20 protein-coding genes are annotated in these 21,438 nt (G+C 62.6%); 13 read left to right on the top strand and 7 right to left on the bottom strand.

The window, feature by feature from the left end:
* The first annotated feature begins 118 nt into the window (after window positions 1-118).
* The gene (locus tag HKD31_RS03610; protein ID WP_228120137.1) at window positions 119-838 is read left to right on the top strand and encodes an AraC family transcriptional regulator; all 720 of its coding nucleotides are present in this window, start codon (window positions 119-121) and stop codon (window positions 836-838) included.
* Between the two features lie 62 nt (window positions 839-900).
* On the opposite strand, the gene HKD31_RS03605 is transcribed toward HKD31_RS03610, so the two are convergent.
* Window positions 901-1,356 carry a GatB/YqeY domain-containing protein gene (locus tag HKD31_RS03605; protein ID WP_194263592.1) on the bottom strand — a complete coding sequence of 152 codons (456 nt, stop codon included), beginning with the start codon at window positions 1,354-1,356 and terminating at the stop codon, window positions 901-903.
* A gap of 261 nt (window positions 1,357-1,617) precedes the next feature.
* Here HKD31_RS03605 and carA point away from each other — a divergent pair, with 261 nt between their 5' ends.
* The 5 genes from carA (at window position 1,618) to HKD31_RS03580 (ending at window position 8,787) form a co-directional block, all read left to right on the top strand.
* Complete coding sequence (carA, locus tag HKD31_RS03600) at window positions 1,618-3,006, top strand: glutamine-hydrolyzing carbamoyl-phosphate synthase small subunit (RefSeq protein WP_194263593.1); 1,389 nt, start codon at window positions 1,618-1,620, stop codon at window positions 3,004-3,006.
* A gap of 3 nt (window positions 3,007-3,009) precedes the next feature.
* A complete protein-coding gene (gene carB / locus HKD31_RS03595; RefSeq protein ID WP_194263594.1) occupies window positions 3,010-6,264 on the top strand; it encodes a carbamoyl-phosphate synthase large subunit in 3,255 nt (1,084 codons plus the stop codon).
* 126 nt (window positions 6,265-6,390) lie between these two features.
* On the top strand, window positions 6,391-6,894 hold the full coding sequence (locus tag HKD31_RS03590; RefSeq protein ID WP_194263595.1) for a hypothetical protein: 504 nt from the start codon (window positions 6,391-6,393) through the stop codon (window positions 6,892-6,894).
* A gap of 193 nt (window positions 6,895-7,087) precedes the next feature.
* Entirely contained in the window at window positions 7,088-7,561 is a 474-nt protein-coding gene (gene greA / locus HKD31_RS03585) for a transcription elongation factor GreA (protein WP_011251910.1), read from the top strand.
* On the top strand, window positions 7,561-8,787 hold the full coding sequence (locus tag HKD31_RS03580; protein WP_172491776.1) for a threonine ammonia-lyase: 1,227 nt from the start codon (window positions 7,561-7,563) through the stop codon (window positions 8,785-8,787). Before greA ends, HKD31_RS03580 begins: the two co-directional genes overlap by 1 nt.
* A 3-nt stretch (window positions 8,788-8,790) precedes the next feature.
* Here HKD31_RS03580 and HKD31_RS03575 read toward each other — a convergent pair whose 3' ends face one another.
* The 3 genes from HKD31_RS03575 to msrB form a co-directional block, all read right to left on the bottom strand.
* Window positions 8,791-9,078: a DUF1330 domain-containing protein gene (locus HKD31_RS03575; protein WP_062448882.1), complete on the bottom strand. Its 288-nt coding sequence runs from the start codon at window positions 9,076-9,078 to the stop codon at window positions 8,791-8,793.
* 81 nt (window positions 9,079-9,159) lie between these two features.
* Window positions 9,160-9,798, bottom strand: a complete 639-nt coding sequence (upp, locus tag HKD31_RS03570) for a uracil phosphoribosyltransferase (RefSeq protein ID WP_194263596.1) — start codon at window positions 9,796-9,798, stop codon at window positions 9,160-9,162.
* Entirely contained in the window at window positions 9,795-10,211 is a 417-nt protein-coding gene (gene msrB / locus HKD31_RS03565) for a peptide-methionine (R)-S-oxide reductase MsrB (protein ID WP_194263597.1), read from the bottom strand. Before msrB ends, upp begins: the two co-directional genes overlap by 4 nt.
* A gap of 149 nt (window positions 10,212-10,360) precedes the next feature.
* On the opposite strand from msrB, the gene HKD31_RS03560 reads away from it, so the two are divergent.
* The 6 genes from HKD31_RS03560 (at window position 10,361) to HKD31_RS03535 (ending at window position 16,771) form a co-directional block, all read left to right on the top strand.
* On the top strand, window positions 10,361-10,552 hold the full coding sequence (locus HKD31_RS03560; RefSeq protein ID WP_194263598.1) for a CsbD family protein: 192 nt from the start codon (window positions 10,361-10,363) through the stop codon (window positions 10,550-10,552).
* 116 nt (window positions 10,553-10,668) lie between these two features.
* Entirely contained in the window at window positions 10,669-12,201 is a 1,533-nt protein-coding gene (gpmI, locus tag HKD31_RS03555; protein WP_194263599.1) for a 2,3-bisphosphoglycerate-independent phosphoglycerate mutase, read from the top strand.
* Window positions 12,188-13,477, top strand: a complete 1,290-nt coding sequence (locus HKD31_RS03550; RefSeq protein ID WP_194263600.1) for a murein hydrolase activator EnvC family protein — start codon at window positions 12,188-12,190, stop codon at window positions 13,475-13,477. The genes gpmI and HKD31_RS03550 overlap by 14 nt, the downstream gene beginning before the upstream one ends.
* A 128-nt stretch (window positions 13,478-13,605) precedes the next feature.
* Window positions 13,606-15,063 carry a S41 family peptidase gene (locus tag HKD31_RS03545; protein WP_041110810.1) on the top strand — a complete coding sequence of 486 codons (1,458 nt, stop codon included), beginning with the start codon at window positions 13,606-13,608 and terminating at the stop codon, window positions 15,061-15,063.
* Between the two features lie 17 nt (window positions 15,064-15,080).
* Complete coding sequence (locus HKD31_RS03540) at window positions 15,081-16,262, top strand: divergent polysaccharide deacetylase family protein (RefSeq protein ID WP_194263601.1); 1,182 nt, start codon at window positions 15,081-15,083, stop codon at window positions 16,260-16,262.
* Window positions 16,259-16,771 carry an RNA pyrophosphohydrolase gene (locus HKD31_RS03535; RefSeq protein ID WP_194263602.1) on the top strand — a complete coding sequence of 171 codons (513 nt, stop codon included), beginning with the start codon at window positions 16,259-16,261 and terminating at the stop codon, window positions 16,769-16,771. Before HKD31_RS03540 ends, HKD31_RS03535 begins: the two co-directional genes overlap by 4 nt.
* Here the strand turns inward: HKD31_RS03535 and HKD31_RS03530 are convergent.
* Genes HKD31_RS03530 through HKD31_RS03520 form a run of 3 tightly spaced genes read right to left on the bottom strand, consistent with a single transcriptional unit; the run spans window position 16,729 to window position 20,251 of the window.
* Entirely contained in the window at window positions 16,729-18,483 is a 1,755-nt protein-coding gene (locus HKD31_RS03530; RefSeq protein WP_194263603.1) for an ABC transporter ATP-binding protein, read from the bottom strand. The two genes, HKD31_RS03535 and HKD31_RS03530, sit on opposite strands and share 43 nt — an antisense overlap.
* 44 nt (window positions 18,484-18,527) lie before the next feature.
* Entirely contained in the window at window positions 18,528-19,718 is a 1,191-nt protein-coding gene (locus tag HKD31_RS03525) for a CCA tRNA nucleotidyltransferase (protein ID WP_194263604.1), read from the bottom strand.
* Window positions 19,715-20,251, bottom strand: coding sequence for a DUF1285 domain-containing protein (locus HKD31_RS03520; protein ID WP_194264068.1), 537 nt, complete (start codon window positions 20,249-20,251; stop codon window positions 19,715-19,717). The genes HKD31_RS03525 and HKD31_RS03520 overlap by 4 nt, the downstream gene beginning before the upstream one ends.
* 155 nt (window positions 20,252-20,406) lie before the next feature.
* Here HKD31_RS03520 and HKD31_RS03515 point away from each other — a divergent pair, with 155 nt between their 5' ends.
* Entirely contained in the window at window positions 20,407-21,435 is a 1,029-nt protein-coding gene (locus HKD31_RS03515) for an AAA family ATPase (protein WP_194263605.1), read from the top strand.
* Window positions 21,436-21,438 lie beyond the last annotated feature (3 nt).

The following is a 21,438-nucleotide window of genomic DNA, read 5'->3' as shown; positions in this document are numbered from 1 at the left end:
CATTTTGGCGTTCTCACGCTCTCAGGCCATAATTCGACTCATGTGCGCCAATTTCTTTATGACTCCCGCCGCCGTAGACCATTCGAGCACCGGAACGCCATGGCTCCTCGGCGGCCACATGAAGCAGGACACACGCCGGATCGCCGAACGCCACGCCCATGCACGCGGCCAGATCTTCGGCATTGAAAGCGGCGTCATGGCCATCCGCACCGAGTACGCCTACTGGCTGATCGGCCCCGGCCAGTGCCTCTGGCTCCCGCCCCACATTCCGCACGAAGCCCGCTCCCACGGCGCCGTCGCGGGCTGGAGCCTGTATGTCAGCGCAGCAAAATGCTCCGGCCTACCGGACGAACCCTTTCTCGCAGGCGGCACACGCCTCCTCACCGCTCTGGCGGATCGCCTGTCCCACGACGCCGACGAAACACGATGGGACGCCCAGATCAGCCGCCTCGCGGAATGCTTCTGGCACGAATTCCTGACCGCCCCGCGCGCCTCCGTGTCCCTGCCTTTCCCGAAAAGCGAACAACTCTGCCGCGTCGCTAACACCCTGAGCGACAATCCCGCAGATTCCCGCGACCAGAAAGACTGGGCCAAACTGGCCGCCATGTCGCTGCGCTCTTTCGTCCGCCATTTCACGCTTGAGACAGGACTGCCATTCTCGGCCTGGCGGCAACGCCTGCGCATCCTGAACGCTCAGGAAAAACTGGCACGCGGCGAGAGCGTGGCCAGCGTGGCACTGGACGTCGGCTATGAAAGCCTCGGCGCCTTCGCCACGGCCTTCCACAAAAACACAGGCTACCGTCCCAGCGATTACGCCAGACTCTGCCGAACACCCTGAAAACAGAAAAGCCGCCCCCGAAGGAGCGGCTTTTTCGTCACACGATACGACTGATCGACGGATCAAGCCGAAAGATGCGCCTTCACCAGAGCACTGGCCTTCGCCGGGTCCAGATCCGCGCCAAAACGCTCCTTCAGCGCGGCCATGACCTTGCCCATATCCTTCATGCCGGCCGCTTCCGTCTTTTTCACGGCCTCTTCGATCCCGGCCTTCAACGTGGCTTCGTCCAGCTCCGGCGGCAGGTAGGACTTGATCGTCGCGATCTCCCCCTCTTCCTTTTCCGCCAGCTCCGGACGGCCACCCTCACGATACATCGTGGCGGATTCCGTGCGGGACTTGATCATGGAGCGCAGGGCGGAAATGATGTCCGTATCCGTCACCTCCGCGCTCTTGGCACGGGCGGCAACGTCCAGATCCTTGATCTTGGCCGTGATCCCGCGGATCTGGGCCACCGTCTCGGACTGACCGGCCTTCATGGCTGTCTTGAGGTCGTCCATGATCTGCTTGCGAAGCGACATCGCCGTTCTCCTTCATCGGACAGCCCACAGGAAACTCCCTAGGCGAGCCGTCCCTCATTCCTTGAATGGCGGCAAAATCGCACAAAAGCCGGTTTGCAACAATCCGGCAGCCCCTGTGGCCGCAAAACAAGCCATTCGGAAAAAATTTCCCACCTCTACCCAAGACGCAAAACGAGCAGTGGGAAAAAACTTCCCATTCCGTTTCCGATCCCTTATTCAGAGGCCCCAGAAGTACATCCGGCAGCCAGCAACGGGGCGACCATGGACATCGACAGAATCATCGAAAAAGCCGGAGGCGCGGACGAAATCGCCGCTCTTGCCGGCGTCGGACTGGAAGCCGTGCGCAAGTGGCGCCAGTCCCGCATGGTCCCGACCAAGCACTGGCCGGCCCTGCTGCGCGTGCCGGGAATCGCCCTGCAGGATCTGACAGCAGACCTCACCACGACTGAAACCCAGCAAGAACAAGAAAGAGAGACGGACGTGTCCAATCCCTGCCCTCCCGGCGCCAACGCCGCCCTTGTCCTTGCCGATGGGACGGTCCTGTGGGGCCGTGGCTTCGGTGCCCATACGGAAGGCGCCGTCGGAGAACTCTGCTTCTCCACCGGCATGACCGGCTATCAGGAAACCCTGACCGACCCGTCTTTCGCTGGCCAGATCGTGACCTTTACCTTCCCGCATATCGGCAATGTCGGCACGAACACCGATGACAACGAGGCCCCGAAGATGGCCGCCCTCGGCGCCGTCGTGAAGGAAGACATCACCGCCCCGGCAAGCTGGCGCTCCCACGAGCCTTTCGCCGCATGGCTCCGCGATCACGGTCGTGCCGGCATCAGCGGCATCGACACACGCGCCATCACCCGCACCCTGCGCGACAACGGCCCGCAGACCGCCATCCTCGCCTTCCCGGAAAACGGCCGTATCGACACGGACAGCCTGCTGAACCGTGCCCGCCAGTGGCCCGGCCTCGAAGGCATGGACCTCGCCAAAGAGGTTACACGCCCCAAGCGCGTCTGGACCGAAGGCGTGTGGCACTCCACAAAGCCCGTGCGCGAAAACCGTCGCCGCGTGGTCGCCATGGACTACGGTGCGAAGGACAACATCCTGCGCTGCCTCGTGACCGCCGGCTGTGACGTCACTGTCCTGCCCGCCACGGCCACCGCCGAAGAGATCCTGGAACTCAAGCCCGAAGGCGTGTTCCTCTCTAACGGCCCCGGCGATCCGGCCGCGACCGGCACCTATGCCGTCCCCGCCATCCGCAAGGTGCTGGACGCAAACGTCCCCGTCTTCGGCATCTGCCTCGGCCACCAGCTTCTCGCACAGGCTCTGGGCGGCAAGACCTACAAGCTGGAGCGCGGCCATCGCGGTGCCAACCAGCCGGTCAAGGACGTGGAAACCGGCCGCGTGGAAATCACCAGCCAGAACCATGGTTTCGCCGTGGACGAGAAGTCCCTGCCCGCCGACGTGAAGGTGACGCATGTGAGCCTGTTCGACGGCTCCAACGAAGGCGTCGCCTCCACTACGAAGGACGCCTTCTCCGTCCAGTACCATCCCGAGGCGAGCCCCGGCCCGTCCGACAGTTTCTATCTTTTCGAGCGTTTCGTCGCGGTCATGGACCGTCGCGCCGCCAACAGCACGAACGCAGGAGCCTGAGCCATGCCAAAACGGACAGACATTTCGTCCATCCTGATCATCGGCGCTGGCCCGATCGTCATCGGACAGGCCTGCGAATTCGACTATTCCGGCGCACAGGCCTGCAAGGCCCTGCGCGAGGAAGGCTATCGCGTCATCCTGATCAACTCGAACCCCGCCACCATCATGACCGATCCCGGTCTGGCGGATGCGACCTATATCGAGCCGATCACCCCGGAATTCGTCGAGCGCATCATCCTCAAGGAAAAGCCCGACGCCGTCCTGCCGACGATGGGCGGCCAGACTGCCCTGAACGCCGCCATGGCGCTCGACAAGTCCGGCTTCCTCAAAAAGCACAACGTGGAACTGATCGGCGCGGATGCGGAAGTCATCGACCGCGCGGAAGACCGCCAGAAGTTCCGCGAAGCCATGGACGAAATCGGGATCGAAAGCCCCCGCAGCACCATCGCCCACACGCTTGAAGAAGCCCGCGCGGCACTGGCCGATGTCGGTCTGCCCGCCATCATCCGCCCGTCCTTCACCATGGGCGGCGCTGGCGGCGGCATCGCCTATAACCGTGAAGAGTTCGACCAGATCGTCACAGGCGGCCTCGATGCCTCGCCGACGACCGAAGTCCTGATCGAAGAATCCGTCCTCGGCTGGAAAGAATACGAGATGGAAGTGGTCCGCGACACCGCGGATAACTGCATCATCATCTGCTCCATCGAGAACATCGACCCGATGGGCGTCCATACCGGTGACTCCATCACCGTCGCCCCCGCCCTGACGCTGACCGACAAGGAATACCAGCGCATGCGGGACGCCTCGATCGCGTGCCTGCGCAAGATCGGCGTCGAGACCGGCGGCTCCAACGTGCAGTTCGGCGTCAACCCCGCCGATGGCCGTCTGGTTGTCATCGAGATGAACCCACGCGTGTCGCGTTCCTCAGCACTCGCCTCGAAGGCCACCGGCTTCCCGATCGCCAAGATCGCCGCCAAGCTGGCCGTCGGCTACACGCTGGACGAACTCAAGAACGACATCACGAAAACGACCCCGGCCTCCTTCGAGCCGACGATCGACTATGTCGTCGCCAAGATCCCCCGCTTCACTTTCGAGAAGTTCCCCGGCTCTCCGGCGCTCCTCTCGACGTCCATGAAGTCGGTCGGTGAAGCCATGTCGGTTGGCCGCTCCTTCGCCGAAGCCATCCAGAAGGGCCTGCGCTCTATGGAAACGGGCCTCACCGGCCTCGATCCCGTCGAAGCCCCCGGCGACGGTTCGCACAACGCCTATCTCGCCGCTCTGGCCGAGCCGCGCCCCGAGCGCATCCTGATGGCCGCACAGGCCCTGCGCGCAGGCTTAAGCGTCGAGCAGATAAACGAAGCCTGCAAGTTCGAGCCGTGGTTCCTCCGCCAGCTCGAAGACATCGTGACGTCCGAGCGCGAGATCGAAAAGACCGGCCTGCCGAAGGACGCCTACAATCTGCGCCGCCTCAAGGCCCAGGGCTTCTCCGACGCCCAGCTCGCCCGCCTTTCCGGCCAGAGCATCAAGGACGTCGCAGCCCTGCGCGAAAAACTGGCTGTCACGCCGGTCTATCGCCGCATCGACACCTGCGCCGCCGAATTCGCTTCCGACACGCCCTATCTGTATTCGACCTATGAAGGCGGGTTCGGCACGCCGGACTGCGAAAGCCGCCCGACAAACCGCGACAAGATCGTCATCCTCGGTGGTGGCCCGAACCGCATCGGTCAGGGCATCGAGTTCGACTATTGCTGTGTCCACGCCGCCTACGCCCTGCGCGAAGCCGGTTTCGAGACGGTCATGGTCAACTGCAACCCCGAGACGGTCTCCACCGATTACGACACCTCGGACCGTCTGTATTTCGAGCCCCTGACCGCTGAGGACGTGATCGCCCTGATCCGCACCGAAGCCAAGGGCGGCAAGGTTCTGGGCTGCATCGTGCAGTATGGCGGCCAGACTCCGCTCAAGCTGTCCCGCGCCCTCGAAGAAGCAGGCATCCCGCTGCTCGGCACGCCTGCCGATGCAATCGACCGTGCCGAAGACCGCGAGCGCTTCCAGGCCATGCTCCGCAAGCTCGGCCTGCGCCAGCCCCGCAACGGCATCGCCCGCAGCCCGGCGGAAGCCGAGAAAATCGCCGAAGACGTCGGCTACCCGGTCGTCGCCCGCCCGTCCTACGTCCTGGGCGGCCGTGCGATGGAAATCGTCTATGACAAGCCGGGCCTCAAGCGCTACCTCAACGAAGTCCTGCGCGCCGCCGGCCCCGAAGTCTCGACCGGCCCCGTCCTGCTCGACCACTATCTTAACGACGCGATCGAAGCGGACGTGGACTGCATCTGCGACGGTGAGAACGTCTATGTCGCAGGCGTCATGGAACACATCGAGGAAGCCGGCATCCATTCCGGTGATTCCGCCTGCTCCCTGCCGCCCTACACGCTCTCTCCCGCACTGGTAACGGAACTGCGCTCGCAGACCGAAGCCATGGCCCGCGAACTGGGCATCCGCGGCCTGATGAACGTCCAGTACGCCATCAAGGATCAGGAAGTCTTCGTTCTCGAAGTGAACCCCCGCGCCTCCCGGACCGTACCGTTCGTTGCCAAGGCCACCGGCGTTCCGGTTGCCAAGATCGGCGCCCGCGTCATGGCCGGTGCGAAGCTGACGGAATTCCAGCTCAATGGCGGTGCGGTCTCTCCGCATGTCGCGGTCAAGGAAGCCGTGTTCCCGTTCCACCGCTTCGCGAATGCCGACACAATCCTCGGTCCGGAAATGCGCTCCACAGGCGAAGTCATGGGGCTGGATTCCAGTTTCGAGCGTGCCTTTGCCAAGTCCCAGCTTGCGGCTGGCGTAAAGCTGCCGCTTTCGGGCACGGTATTCCTCTCGGTGCGTGAAAGCGACAAGGCCCATGTTCAGCCGCTGGCCCGCAAGCTGGTCGCCATGGGCTTTACCATCCTTGCCACCAGCGGCACGGCCTCGCGTCTGGAAGCCGCCGACATTCCCGTAAAGCGCGTGAACAAGGTGATGCAGGGCCGTCCGAACTGCGTGGATTCAATCCGCTCAGGTGACGTGCAGATGGTCATCAACACCTCGCAGGGTGGTCAGGCCGCGCAGGACAGCTACGAGATCCGTCGCAGTGCCCTGACCATGGGCGTCCCGCATTACACCACGATCGCTGGCGCCCGTGCCGCGACCTATGCCATCGCGGTCCTGAAGGAAGACAATCTGGGCGTCGCCCCGCTCCAGTCCTACTTCAAGGGTAAGTTCTGACCCTATCGACACCCTTCCGGTCCGGCTGCCCCACAAAGAGGATCACAGCCTTTCCGGAAGGGGTCATCGGACTTGTCGCGCAAAGGAGGGAGCGGATAGTCTGGACGTCCCGGAACTCCCCTCTCCATGCAGGACATCATAATGCTCAGGCTCGCCATCAGCGGTTTTCCGCTTCGGACCGATCTTATGGTCTATCTAGCGGTTGCGGCCCTGGCGGCCATCGAGATCGGGCTGTGGCTGACACTCCCCACACCGATGCTCTGGATCTTCTTTATCGGCGTCCTCTTCATCCAGTTCAGACTGCTGAAGCGCTGCCTTGCAGGCGACCATTTCATCGCTGGTCCCGCCGGACTGTCGTTTCTGGTCATCGTCCTGATCCTCGATCATTTCCATCAGGGCGTGATTTCGTCGCATGAACTGATGCGACACTACCTGTCCCATGGCGTCATCCACAGCAACAATCCCCATGCCCATGGCGTTCCCGACCTGTGGGATACCAATGAGACGTCCGTGCATATCGGGATGGGACAGCGGTTTCTCATCAGCGTGAAAATGGCCATTTTCTTTGCAGCCGGGCTCGCCGCCTGCTTTGGCTGGCTGGTCCTGAGCGAACGCCAGAAGAAAGCCTGATCTTACACAGACTGCCTCTCGCCGGGCCTGCACTTTCACGCAGTTCAGCCCATGAGCCACCCCGGCCTATGGGAACAGCATCAGGCCTGACATACACAGGCATCATACCGCCCCACCTTGCAAAAAACCCCGGCAAACCCTAGGTTGTCTGGCTTCATCATAATTTCAGTCACGCTTTTTCGAGGATTTCAGAGTGCAGAAGATCCCCATGACCGCGAAGGGACAGCAGCGTCTCGAAGACGAGCTGCGGACCCTCAAGAGCGTTGACCGCCCGGCCGTCATCCGTGCCATTGCAGAAGCCCGCGAACATGGTGACCTGTCCGAAAATGCCGAGTACCACGCCGCCCGTGACCGCCAGTCCTTCATCGAAGGCCGCGTTCTGGAGCTGGAAGGCATCATCTCCAATGCCGAGGTGATCGACCCTTCGACGCTGACCGGAACGCGCGTCCGTTTTGGCGCGCATATCGAACTCGTCGACGAAGAGACCGACAAGGAAGCCCTGTACCAGATCGTTGGCGTTCATGAGGCCGACATCAAGCAGGGCCTGATCTCGATTTCCTCGCCTCTGGCCAAGGCCCTGATCGGCAAGGATGTCGGTGACTCCGTTTCCGTTCCCGCCCCTGGCGGAGACCGGACCTATGAAATCCTCAAGGTCACATATCGCTGATGTCTGACGTCCTGACGTCCACCACCCCTGCCGTGACCATCGCGGATATCGAGAGCGCCCATGAGCGCATCGCGTCCACGGTGGTCCGCACGCCGACCATCGCCTGCCCGGCCCTTTCCCGGCTGACAGGCGCGGAAATTACGCTCAAGCTCGAAAACCTTCAGGCGATCGGCTCCTTCAAGGAGCGCGGAGCGGCCAACAAGATGGCCCTCCTGACGCCGGAAGAGCGGGCGCGCGGCGTCATTACCGTCTCGGCAGGCAATCACGCACAGGGTGTGGCCCGTCAGGCCAGTCTTCTCGGCATTGATGCCACCATCGTCATGCCGCGCTTCACGCCAGCCACCAAGGTCGCGGCAACGCAGGCCTGGGGCGCGAATGTCGTGCTCGCAGGGGACGATTTCGCACAGGCCAGCGAGACCGCTGCCGAACTCCAGAAGCAGGATGGCCGCGTTCTCGTCCATCCGTTCAACGACCCTGCCGTCATCGCCGGTCAGGGCACTGCGGCGCTGGAGCTTCTGGAAGATGCTCCGGACATCGATACGGTTGTCGTGCCCGTGGGCGGCGGTGGCCTGATCGGTGGATTTGCGACTGTCATGGCCGCACTTCGCCCGGATGTCGAGGTCATTGGCGTACAGGTCGAGGCCTATGCGTCCCTGTCCAACTACCCGCAGGAAGACGGCCCGACGCAGGGCGGCTCGACCATCGCGGAAGGTATCGCCGTCACAAGGCTCGGCGACCACTGCCTGAACGCCTTTCGCAACAAGATCTCGAAGATCCTCGTCGTCAGCGAGCTTCAGGTCGAAAGCGCCATCACGACGCTGGCCGAAAAGGCCAAGCAGGTCTGTGAAGGTGCAGGTGCCACGGGCCTTGCAGCCGTTCTGGCCTATCCGGAGCTGTTCAAGGGACGCCGCGTTGCGTTGCCCCTGTCCGGCGGCAACATCAACGCCCGTATCCTCGCCAATACGATCCTGCGCTCCCTGCTCCGGGACGGACGGATCCTGCGTCTGATCTTCCAGATCCCCGACCGTCCGGGCATGCTGGCGGACATTTCGGCCCGTATCGGCAATTACGGCGGGAACATCATTGAAGTCTCCCATCACCGCCTGTTCGCGTCCCCGTCCGTTCAGACGGCAGAACTGCTGGTGATGGTGGAAGCCCGCGACACCGAACATGCCCACCAGATCGAGACTGATCTGGCGCGGCATTACATCGTCCGGCGCGACTGATCTTCAGAGACCGTCCACGATAACAACGTTATAGGGCCCGGCTTTCCAGCGATGCGCGGCGGCCTTCTGGTAGGCCGGGCTTTCATACCAGGCCCGGGCCGAGGCCGCGTCCGGAAACTCGATAATCACGACACCATCAGGCTCGGTGCCTTCGAGTTTTTCCTGCTTGCCATAAGCCGCGAGGATCTTGGCTGGAAAACCCTTGAAGGTTTCACCGACCACCTCCGAATATTTCTGAAATTCGGCTGGGTCAGTCAGTTTTTCACGAATGAATACAGCATAGGCAGGCATGGAACGCTCCCTTCTGGATGAGCCCCCATACCCGCCACAAAACCGCGGAAGTTTCAGCACACAAGAGCGTGTGCCAAAGCCTCAGCGCGTACCGAACAGACGGTCGCCTGCATCGCCGAGGCCCGGAACGATATAGCCGTGTCCGTCCAGATGGCTGTCGATGGAGCAGGTCACGATCTGCACATCAGGGTGCAGTCCCTGCACATGGGCAATCCCTTCCGGCACGGCCAGCAGGCAGGCAAAAACCGGATCCTTGGCGCCAGCCGCCTTCACGCGGGTAATGGCCGCAGCGGCGGAGTGCCCTGTTGCCAGCATCGGATCGAGCACAATGCAGGTCCGTCCCGGAACATCGCTGGGCATGTTGAAGTAGTATTCGCTGACTTCCAGCGTTTCGTGATCGCGGCGTAGACCGATATGGCCGACACGTGCGGACGGCACCAGATCCAGCATGCCATCCAGCAGACCGTTTCCGGCACGTAGGATGGAGACGAAACACAGCTTCTTGCCGTCCAGTTCCTCGCCTTCCATCGGGCCGCTCGGCGCCTCGATATGCCGCGGCGCCAGCGACAGATTGCGCGTGGCTTCGTAAGCCAGCAGCAGGCTGAGTTCGCGCGTCAGGCGACGGAACCCGGCCGTGGAGGTATTGCGGTCACGCAGACGGGTCAGCTTGTGGCGCACCAGCGGGTGGTCGAGGACGATAGGCGGCAGCGCCTGACTCATGCTTTTTCTCCTTCGGCCGGGCGGAAATCGAGCGCCAGACCGTTCATGCAGTAACGAAGTCCCGTAGGCGGCGGACCATCGGGAAAGACATGCCCCAGATGGCCCTTGCAGTTCGCGCAATGGACTTCGGTGCGGACCATGCCATAGCGGCTGTCCTGCGTGGTTTCGACGCCATCCGGCAGAGCCTGGAAAAACGAGGGCCAGCCACTGCCGCTATCATATTTCATTTCCGAAGCAAAAAGCGGGCGCCCGCAGGCCGCACAGGCATAAATCCCCGCGCGCTTCTCGTCGTTGAGGGGGCTGGAGCCGGGACGTTCCGTTCCGTGTTCATGAAGGATACGCCGCTGTTCCGGTGTCAGGCCAACACCGCAGCCACTGCCGGTCTGCCCATTTGGGCCGCAACTCTGGGTCATGCTGGTTCTCCGGAAAATCTGAAAGGCGTCTTCTGACGATGTATGAAAGCGCGGCCGTATTTTGTCACGCATCTTAAACTGTCCTGGCGCAACCCGACGCAGAGACGCCCGTTAGGGATTGTACAACATCAAGACGGAAGGATCCGGTCATGAGTTCCATCGAAGAAAAGATCAAGGGCGTTGCCAATCAGGTGACCGGCAAGATCAAGGAAGAAGTCGGGCATCTGACGAACGACAAGGAACTTGAAGGCGAAGGCGTGGCCCAGAACCTCAAGGGCAAGGTCCAGAAGACCACGGGCGACGCCAAGGATGCGGTCAAGAGCGGCATCGACAAGCTCTGAAGCCTGTTCCCCGATCACAATGCAACGCCCGCCCTCATGGCGGGCGTTCGCATTTGTGGGGAATGATGGCATGATGGGTAACAGTCCCATTCCTCCTTTCCTGCAGGAGACATCCCATGTCCGCATCCTCAACACCCCGCCCCGTCATGCTCGTCATTCTCGACGGCTTCGGCTGGCGCGAGGATGAGTCCGATAATGCGGTCCGTCTCGCAAACACTCCGACTTTCGACACCCTCTGGGCCACAAGCCCCCACGCCTTCCTGAAAACCTCGGGCGAGGATGTCGGCCTGCCGGACGGGCAGATGGGCAATTCCGAAGTCGGACATCTGAATATCGGTGCCGGCCGTGTCGTGATGCAGGAACTCCCCCGCATCTCCCGCAGCGCCCGGGACGGCTCCCTGGCACAGAACCCCGCTCTGCTGGAGTTCATCGCGGCCCTGAAGGCGTCTGGCGGAACCTGCCACCTCATGGGCCTGATCTCGCCCGGCGGTGTGCATGCCCATCAGGACCATGTGGTCGCACTGGCAAAAATCGTCAGCGCGGCGGGTGTGCCCGTGGCCGTTCACATCTTCAGCGATGGCCGCGATACGGCGCCGCGCTCGGGTGAGGACTTCATCGGGAAATTCCTGAAGGACCTGCCTGACAGCGTGCAGATTGCAACGCTGAGCGGCCGTTATTACGCCATGGACCGGGATCGCCGCTGGGAGCGCGTCGCCCTCGCCGTCGAGGCCATCCGGGACGCAAAAGGCCCCCACGCGAAGGACGCTCTCTCGGCCCTTCAGGCCAGCTACGCCAGCGACAAGGGAGACGAATTCGTTCTTCCCACCGTTCTGGGCGATTATGCCGGCATGAAGGACGGGGACGGCATTCTGGCCTGCAATTTCCGTGCAGACCGGATCCGTCAGCTGCTGGACGTCCTCGTCCTGCCGGATTTCGCGGAGTATGACAGCGGCCGGAAGGTGAAATTCGCAGCCGTCTGCGGCATGTCGCGCTATTCCGATCATCTGGCACCTTACATGAGCATCCTGTTCCCCAAAGTGCCGCTTGAGAATCTGCTGGGAGACGTGGTGGCCAAGGCAGGGCGGACCCAGCTCCGCATGGCCGAAACGGAGAAATATCCGCACGTCACCTACTTCCTGAACGGGGGCCGCGAAGTCCAGTTCGAAGGTGAAGAGCGCATTCTGGTCCCCTCACCCAAGGTCGCGACCTACGATCTGCAGCCCGAGATGTCCGCCCCTGAACTGACGGACAAGGCCGTTGCCGCCATCGAAAGCGGCAAATTCGACATGATCGTCCTGAACTTCGCCAATCCGGACATGGTCGGCCATACCGGCTCCCTGTCCGCCGCCATCAAGGCCTGCGAGACCGTCGATCAGGGGCTGGGCCGCATCAATGAAGCCATTGTCAAAGCGGGCGGCGTTCTGCTCGTCACCGCCGATCATGGCAACTGCGAAACCATGCGGGACCCCGTGACAGGCGGCGCACACACGTCCCACACGCTCAACGTGGTGCCCGTCATCCTGGCGCATGCCGAGGGGGAGACCATCCATGACGGCCGTCTGGCCGATCTGGCACCGACCATGCTGGCGCTGATGGGCGTGAAACAGCCTGACGCGATGACGGGTGTCTCCCTGCTTGAAAGCGCCTGATCCGCGATATCTCCTGCCGCTCGCCCTGCTCCTGTCGCCTGTCTGGGCGACAGCACGGCATGCGTCTCATCATCACCTCCAGCATACGGGAAAACCGGCGGCCGCCGCGCCCAGCGAGGGCCAGAAAGCCCTTGCCCGCGCCCAGGCCGCGCGACGGGCGCTGGAAAAACGGCAGGCGGATGAAGCAGCAGCCCTGAAAGCAAAACAGATTGCCTCGGCACAGGCCGAAGCAAAGGCGAAACAGGACAGTGCACGCACTCTCGCCTTCACGGCCCAGACCCACACGGCCCAGTCCGCCGTAGATACGACCCAGAGCCGCATTCTTGCACTCAAGGCCAGTATTGCGGAACTGATGGACAAGCGGACGGCTGTCGAAGCGGATATTCGCCAGCAGAATGCCGCACTGCAACCGCTGCTTCCCGTCGCAGCACGCCTGTCCATCGCACCGGATGCCGCACTGCTGGCCTCTCCGGAAACAGCGTCGGAAAGCGTCACCGCGCTCTCCGTCCTCGGTGGCTTCTCGCGCCTGACGCAGCAACGTGCCCAGGCGCTTCAGTCGCGCGAAGACGAACTGCATGCAATCGGCATTGATCTGGACAACCGGCAAAAAGAACTAGCAGATCTCCTCGCGCAGCAGACCCGCGAGCGCAATGCGGCCGCAGCCCGGACCCAAATTGCGGCACGGCAGGAAGCCGTCGCGGATCAGGGCGCCCAGAAGGCTCGCAAGGCCGTGGCCGACGCCATGCAGGCCGCAGCGGATCTGTCCGCTGAAATCGACGCGCTTGTCCGGCAGGAAGCCCAGGCCCGCGCCGAGCTGGAAAAGGAAGCCGCCGCCCTGACCCGTCAGCACCAGCTCGAACGCGCCCGCCATGCACGGTCGCAGGCCCAGGCGCTCTCTTCGGCCGGACAGGGCGTTTCCAGCGGCAGTGGTCACGCCCCCGTCTCAGGCCGTGTTGCCGTCCGCTGGGGCCAGACGACCGAAGCCGGTCCCGCAACCGGCATCACCTATGCCGCCCTCTCTTCGGCGCCCGTACAGGCCCCCTGCACGGGCCGAGTCGAATTTGCAGGCCCCTTCCGCTCCTTCGGACAGATGCTGATCCTCGACTGCGGACGGAATTACCGCTTCGTGCTTTCCGGACTGGGACAGCTGAATGTTTCGGGTGGCCAAAGCATCAGGAAAGCTGCCACACTGGGCCAGATGCCTGCTTCCGACGGAATGCTTTTTGTCCAGCTCCGGCATGGTACGCAGGTTGTCAGCCCCGCTCCTTTCCTCTGATCCGGTTTGCCGAGCGCGTCTGACCTTGTAGGATCGTTTCTTAATAATTTGGCAACCCGAACCGGCCTAGTCTGCCTCCGAGGCGACGACGGTCAGTACGTTCCTTCGTTCCCGAGGATGGAGATCACATGAAGTTTCGCAGTGGCCTGTTGCTGGGCACCGCCTTTCTGGCCGGACTGGCCGTCGGACCGGGAGCCCTGCGTCTTGCTGGCTCCGGCGACTTTCCGGGTGCAGCCCTCGCCCGTGAAATCTCCCATGACAACAGCGCGGAAACCGTCCGTCTGCTGACGCTGCTGGGAACGGTCATGGACGTGGTGAAGGCAGAATATGTCCACCCCGTCTCCGACAAGGACCTGATCAATAACGCGCTTGATGGGATGGTGGGCAATCTCGATCCCCATTCGTCCTACATGACGGCGGCCCAGTTCCACGACATGCAGACGGAGATCTCCGGCAAGTTCGGCGGTCTGGGTCTTCAGGTGCAGGGTGAGTCGGGCCATGTCCGTGTCGTTTCCCCGATCGACGGAACCCCGGCCGCGCGCGCGGGTATCCAGCCCGGCGATTTCATCACGATGGTGGACCACAAGAGCATCGATGACCTGACACTCGATCAGGCCGTCCGCAAGATGCGTGGTGATCCGGGGACGAAAATCAGCCTGACGATCGTGCGCCCCAAGACCGGCAAGACCCTCACTTTCGACATGACGCGTGAGATCGTGCACGTCCAGATCGTGAAGTCTGCGCTGTATGGCAGCACGGGCTATATCCGCCTGACCGAGTTCGATGACGATCTCGAAAGCGCCATGCATGCCGCCTTTGACAAGCTGAAAGCACAGGCCACCAAGGCGCCGGGCGGCAAGCTGACCGGCATCATCCTTGACCTGCGCTCCAATCCGGGCGGCAAGCTCGATCAGGCCATTGCCGTTTCGGACGACTTCATCAAGGACGGTGAAATCGTCTCGATCCGTGGGCGTCATGCCGAGAACAACCAGCGCTGGGATGCCAAGGGTACGGACATCACCAATGGCCTGCCGATCGTCGTCCTGACGAATGGCGGCTCGGCTTCGGCCAGTGAAATCGTGGCTGGCGCCCTGAAGGATCATCACCGCGCCATTATTCTTGGCGAAAAGACCTTCGGCAAAGGCTCGGTCCAGACTCTCATCCCCATCGGCGACCAGGGTGCCGTGCGTCTGACGACAGCGCGTTATTACACACCGTCCGGCCGCTCCATTCAGGGACTTGGCATTACGCCTGATATCCCCGTTGCCGAGACGAAGGATGACGATGCCTATGGTTATCGTGAGGCCGACCTGTCCCACATCCTAACGAATATCGGCGGCAACCGGACGAACGAAACGCCGCGCACCGATATTCCGCCAATCGCGAAATCCATTCCGAAGATGCCGGATGCCAGCTGGCCCGCGTTCGATGCCACGAAGCCTGCAACCGACTTCCAGCTTCAGCAGGCGATCAAGGTCATCAACGCCATGGCAGGCCTGTCAAACCCGGCTCCGGCCACCGCGCCGGCAACAGAGGTCAAGGCTGCTACTCCGACCGCCCCCAAACCGCCTGAAGCCCACCACTGACAAGGACATCCCGGATCGTGCAGAACCGTCCCGCCTCCAGCCGACCAGGGCTCTGGCAACGACTTCCCGTTATTGGACGCCTTCTGATCGCGTTCTGGGCCGTTCTTCTGGCCGGTGGAGCCGGGGCGGCGGCGTTTCTGTTGCACCAGCAGAAACCCGTTGTTCTCGCTAAGGTCACTCCGCAGTCCAAACCGCCTCTGCCTGCGCAGCCCACTTCCCCGGCCAATTCTTCGATTGTTTCCACTCAGGCACCAAAAGAGACAACCGTGGTAGCCGCTGGAGCGCAGGCACTCGCCGTGCCGGTTCCGGCAAAGCCGGCTGACATGGCCTTACCGACGGCGACCACCACCATTCCCGCCAAGGCTATCCCGCCTTCACCAGCGGGATCTTCGACCGCTGTGACACAACAGGCTTTGCCCCCGGTTGTGTCCTCTGCCGCTTCCCCTTCTCCACAAGCATCGGCGCCCCTGCCGACCGACAAAACTGCCATTGCAATCGTGCTGCAGGGATTTGGCTATTCCGACGCCCTGACCTACGACGTTCTTTCGCGTATTCCCGCGCCTGTGGCGGTTGGGATTTCGCCTTATGTCAGCAATATCAGCGACATTATTGCGCGGGCTCATGCCAGCCACAGGGAAGTCTATGTCACTCTTCCCATGCAGAGCGCCCATCCCGAACGGGTCGATGAAGGCCCACACGCGCTGGGATATGGAAACTCCGCTGCTGACGATCAGCGCGAACTGGAATGGTGTCTCTCCCGTGCCGCAGGCGCGGAAGGACTGACGGATGCGTCTGAAAACGGGGACGATCAGCCGGGCGGCGGCTATGCGACTTCGCCCGATTTTTCCCCGATTGCCAGTGCCATCAGCAACAAGGGCCTGCTCTATCTGGCAGGCTCCGCGCAGGATGGCCGTCGCACGCGCGGGATGACGGCCACTGCCTGGATCGACGGGGATACCGACGCCGCCACTCTGGACAGCCGTCTGGCCGCACTGCTGCCTCAGGATGGAAAGCCGGCAAAGATCCTGCTGATGGTCGGGCCGATCACGCCTGTCATGATCGACCGTCTCGCAAACTGGCTTAAAGGTCCGGCCGCGCAGAACTTCGTCGTTGTACCGCCATCAGCTTTTGCGGATAGCGGCATCAGCAACGATCAGGCCGCCAATCTTTCACCTTCCAATCCGGTAGCGCCCCTATGACCGACCCCATGACCCTTCCCTACCGCCCGAATGTAGGAATTGCGCTCTTCAACCGTGACGGCAAGCTGTTCATCGCCCGGCGCACAGACCTTCCGGGAGACGTCTGGCAGTGCCCACAGGGCGGCATTGATGAAGGTGAGACACCACAGGTTGCTGCCCTGCGCGAAATGGGAGAAGAAATCGGAACCCAGAACGCGCGAATTCTGGCCGAACGGAGTGGCTGGCTTTCCTATGATCTGCCGTCCGACCTGATCGGAAAGGCCCTGGGAGGACGTTTTCGGGGGCAGACCCAGAAATGGTTCGTGATGGGTTACGAGGGACAGGATTCCGATATCCGTCTGGACCTTCAGGACCCGCCCGAATTCGACGCCTGGGAGTGGGTCGAGCCGCAGGCGGTTCTGAACCGCAATCTGGGCTTCAAGAAAGCTCTCTATGCCGATCTGATTCCTGAACTGGCAGCGCTTTTTCAGGCTGCTGCCAGAGACTGGGTCCGCACCAGCCGCGCATAAAGGCCATCCTTGCGGAGAAGTTCGGCATGGGTGCCGGCTTCGGCGACGGCGCCCTGATCCATCACAACGATCAGATCGGCAGCCTGCACGGTGGAAAGCCGGTGCGCGACGATCACTGTCGTACGGCCTGAACGCAGGTTTGCCAGTGCATTCTGCACCCGCGCCTCGCTTTCGGAATCAAGCGCACTCGTCGCTTCATCCAGAAGCAGGATGCGTGGGTTACGAAGCAGGGCGCGGGCCAGAGCCACGCGCTGACGCTGACCACCGGACAGTCGGCGTCCACCCGGCCCGACGCGTGTTTCCAAACCCGCCGGCAGGTTATCGAGGAAATCGACCGCCGCCATGGCGCAGGCCTTTTCGACCTCGCTGCGTGATGCGGAAGGCCGCCCGATCCAGATATTTTCAAGCACGGACATGTCGAACAGGGTCGTATCCTGACTGACATACGCGATGGCGTCCCGAAGGGAAGACAGGGTCAGATCCCGCAGATCCATCCCTTCAAGACGGATATTGCCCGCGCTGACATCATGCAGACGCGGGATCAGGGAAAGCGCCGTGGATTTTCCGGCGCCGCTCGGCCCTACGAGCGCGACGGTTTTCCCAGGCTGAACCTCGAAGGTCAGGTTCTGCAGACCAACCCTCCCATCCTCGTAACGGTAGCTGGCCTGCTGGAACGCCAGATGTCCTTTTCCGGACGGCAGGGGTTTCGCGTTCGGGCGTTCCACAACAGCCGGGGGTTCATCGATCACGGCAAAAACCCGCGACAGACCGGCCAGCCCTTCCTGAAGAGCCGTATTGAGTGAACCCAGCGCGCGGATCGGCCGGGCGGCAGTCAGGAGAGCGGCAATAAAGGCGGTAAAGTCCCCCAGTGTCGCACCACCCTGGGCCGCGCGCCAGCCCGCAAAGCCCAGCACGGCAGCCACAGCGGCACCGCCCAGAACCTCCAGAACCGGATCGACGCGCGCGCGCCCTTTGGCAATCCGCAGGAAGGCCGAATGCAGCAGATCAAGCGAGTGATCGACGCGCGTGCTTTCCCGCTCTTCCATCCGGTAGATGCGGACCTGCCGGGCCAGAGCAAAACTTTCGTTGAGCAGGGCCGAAGTCTCGCCGATCTGCTCCTGCATGCCGCCCGAGGCCCGACGCACTTTCTTGCCCAGCTTCTGGATGGGTACGGCCGCGACCGGGTAGAGCACAAGCGCAATCAGGCTCAGTTCCCAGTCCGTGACGATCATGGAAATGACGAGCCCCACCACCGTCACCGCATCACCGAGCGCGTTGACCACACGGATCATGGCCTCGCGGATCGAAATGGCATCCGTGGTGAAGCGGGCGGCCCATTTGGCGGGGGCGTCCTTTTCGATGGTCGAGACGTCCGCCTGAAGCGCATGGGCGAACATGCGCGACTGCAACCCGCGGATTACGGCCAGAACCAGTCCCTGCACGGCGATCGTCTGCCCGTACTGGGACGCGGCTTTCAGTCCAGTCACGATCACGACCAGAGCCGGCACCTGATAGAGGATCCGGGAATCATGCGCCGCGAACATGTCCACGGCGCGCTTGATGACCGCAGGATAAAGCGCGGTCAGCCCTGCCATCAGGACCGTCAGAACAATGACGGAGATGATCCGTCCCACATGCTGGCGCATTTCCTCACGCCAGATGCGTTTCATCAGGACGCGGCTGTCCGTATCAAGAGCTGTCGTTTTCGTCATATCGGGGGTTTAGCAGGCCTTGCGAAAAGGGCGAAACCGCCGCTTCATTTCTGCGTGGCAAGATAGGCCAGACACGCGCTCCGGTCCGGCAGGCATCCCTGCGCCATCCACCAGTCCCGCCCCGTTTTCAGCCATTGACCCATGCCCGGCCCTGGCCGGACACCTTCCGCAATGGCATCCTTACCCGATAGCGGAAATTCGGGCTGCGGCATGGTTTTCAACCGTGAACGGAACCGGTCCCACGCGCTGTCAGGCGCGCCCACAAGACGGGCCTGGAGCAACCAGCTCCGCTCTACAAGCCGGTCCAGATCCTGCAACACCCGCAGACGACGCAGGTCGTCATCGGACAGTTCCAGATGCAAGGTCGGTTGAGCTGACGCCCACACCTCGATCTTCTCGCCATCCGCGTTGGACAGTTTCAGGCGCCCAGCCAGCTCCGGGCTGTGCCGGTGACACAGCGCAAACAGCCTGAGCAGGGAAGACACCGGGGCCTCACAGGCCAGCAGACGGTTCAGGAAATGCTGGTCCGGCTCTGGCAGAAGCACCTGAAGCAGGCCGACCGATGCCATTGCCCCGATCGTTTCGTTCAGGCGCGGACCAGACAGAATTCTCAGCAGTTCCGAGGCGACCCGTTCAGCCGAGAGCGTGCCAATCAGTCCAAGCTGCTCCGAGACGGCCTGACATGCCTCCCGGTCAGGAACGCCATGCCCGTACCGCGCATCGAACCGGAAGAAACGAAGGGCTCTCAGCGCGTCTTCCGCGATCCGGCGCGAGGCGTCTCCAACGAACCGCACGCGATGGTTCTGAAGATCCTCCCGGCCGCCGAAATAATCATGGAGCCGGTCGTGACGGTCCAGCGACATGGCGTTGATCGTAAAATCCCGCCGGGCCGCGTCTTCCGCCCAGTCCTGCGTCCAGGCCACGATCGCGTGGCGCCCGTCCGTTTCCTCGTCCCGACGCAGGGTCGTGATTTCATAGGGCACATTGTCCAGCAAGGCCGTGACGGTCCCATGCGCCAGTCCGGTGGGAAGCACGCGGATGCCGGCTTCTTCCAGCCGGCGCTGCACATCGTCTGGCGGTTCCGGAGTCGCGAGATCCAGATCATGGACGGCAACACCGGCGAGCAGATCGCGCACCGATCCGCCGACGAGGCGAGCCTCAGGCAGGACCGACCAGATGCGATCCAGTCCCGTACGATCTGGCAGCCGCTTCAGCAGACCGGAGTTCTGCGTCATGCAGGGCGCGAAAGCGGGAAGAAACAGTCCTGGCTCCAGACGCCCAGACAGGGCTGGCCCCTCACATGCCCGGGAACCGCAAGCGCCGCGAGTTCGTAATGCACCGCACGTGTCACCCGGGCGAGGATGGGGAAAGCTCCCTCGCCGTCACGGACATGGACATAGGGTACGCTGGCACATTCGTCCGACGGGCGGTCCCAGTCACAGGAGAGCGGATGTTCGGGGCCGATACAGATCAACTCATCCATGTTGGTGCGGAAACAGAGATTCTGCTGTCGGCCGCAGGTACCGCGGAAGTCCAGCTCGACGGCTACGAACGGCACATCCTCGACCTGAATGATCCCCTGTTCCATCGGCGTTTTCAGCCAGTAGGTTCCTTCGGGATCGCGGGTGAGCATCGAAGAGAACATGCACAGCATGGCTTTGCGTTTGATCGCCGAGCCCCGGTAAAGCCAGGTGCCGTCGCGCTGAATGAGAAAAGGCAGCAGCCGGGGGCCTGTACCAAGCGTTCCGGGAAAGGAAGACGGAGGCATCAGGGGATCTGGAGACAGGGCGGCGTCAGGTCGGGCCGCCTGCCGGAACTGATGATCGCTCAATTTTCCCTCCAACTGCATAAAAACTCTCTTCTCACACCAACTTGGGTGCAATCGAGCCTTGATGAAACCCCCACACCTGTCAGACTGGCGTCATGAGCGAGCAGCAATATTCTTCCGGCGTTTCCGCCGGCACCCTGCAGGGCGAGGCGGACGTGGCTGAAGCCGACCGTCTGGCCCCGGTTCTCCGTCATGTCCGCCAGGCCATCGGCGGCATTGTTCTGGGCCAGGACAGCGTCATTGAACAGGTGCTTGTCACGATCCTGTCCGGTGGTCACGCGCTTCTGATGGGCGCCCCCGGTCTGGGTAAGACGCTTCTGGTCAATACGGCGTCGCGTGTGCTGGGTCTGGACGCCACGCGCATCCAGTTCACGCCCGACCTGATGCCGTCGGATATCACGGGTGCGGAAATCCTCGATCAGGATGCCGACGGGCGTCGCGCCTTCCGCTTCCTACCCGGCCCGATTTTCGGTCAGCTCGTTCTTGCTGATGAAATCAACCGTGCCAGCCCCCGTACCCAGTCCGCGCTACTTCAGGCCATGGCGGAACGTCGCGTGACGCAGGGGGGCAAGGACTATGCCCTTCCGCGTCCTTTCCACGTTCTCGCGACCCAGAACCCGATCGAGCAGGAAGGCACCTATCCGCTTCCCGAAGCCCAGCTCGACCGTTTCATGCTTCAGATCAGCCTCGGGTTTCCTGGCCGGGACGCGGAACGTCAGATGCTGCTTCAGACCACGGGCGTCACGACGCCGACGGCTTCTGCCCTGATGAATGCCGAAAGCCTTCTTGCGGCCCAGAATCTCGTCCGCCGTCTGCCGGTTGGTGACCAGATCGTGGATGCGATCCTGACACTGACGCGCTCGCTGCGTCCGGAAGATCCGTCCGCCTCACCGGAAGTGCGGGAAGCCGTGTCCTACGGTCCCGGCCCCCGTGCGGCACAGGCCCTGATGATCGCGACCCGCGCCCGCGCGCTGCTCGACGGCCGCCTGGCTCCGAGCCTTGATGACGTCGTGGCCCTTGCAAGTCCGGTTCTGTCCCATCGTATCGGGCTGGGCTTTGGCGCGCGCGCATCGGGGACGGATCGCGAAGCCCTGATCCGCAAGCAGGCACAGGCCCTCCTCTGATCG

It is taken from the genome of Gluconobacter potus, from assembly GCF_015244705.1.
Classification (GTDB): domain Bacteria; phylum Pseudomonadota; class Alphaproteobacteria; order Acetobacterales; family Acetobacteraceae; genus Gluconobacter; species Gluconobacter potus.
This window is presented reverse-complemented; position numbering and strand designations above follow the sequence as displayed.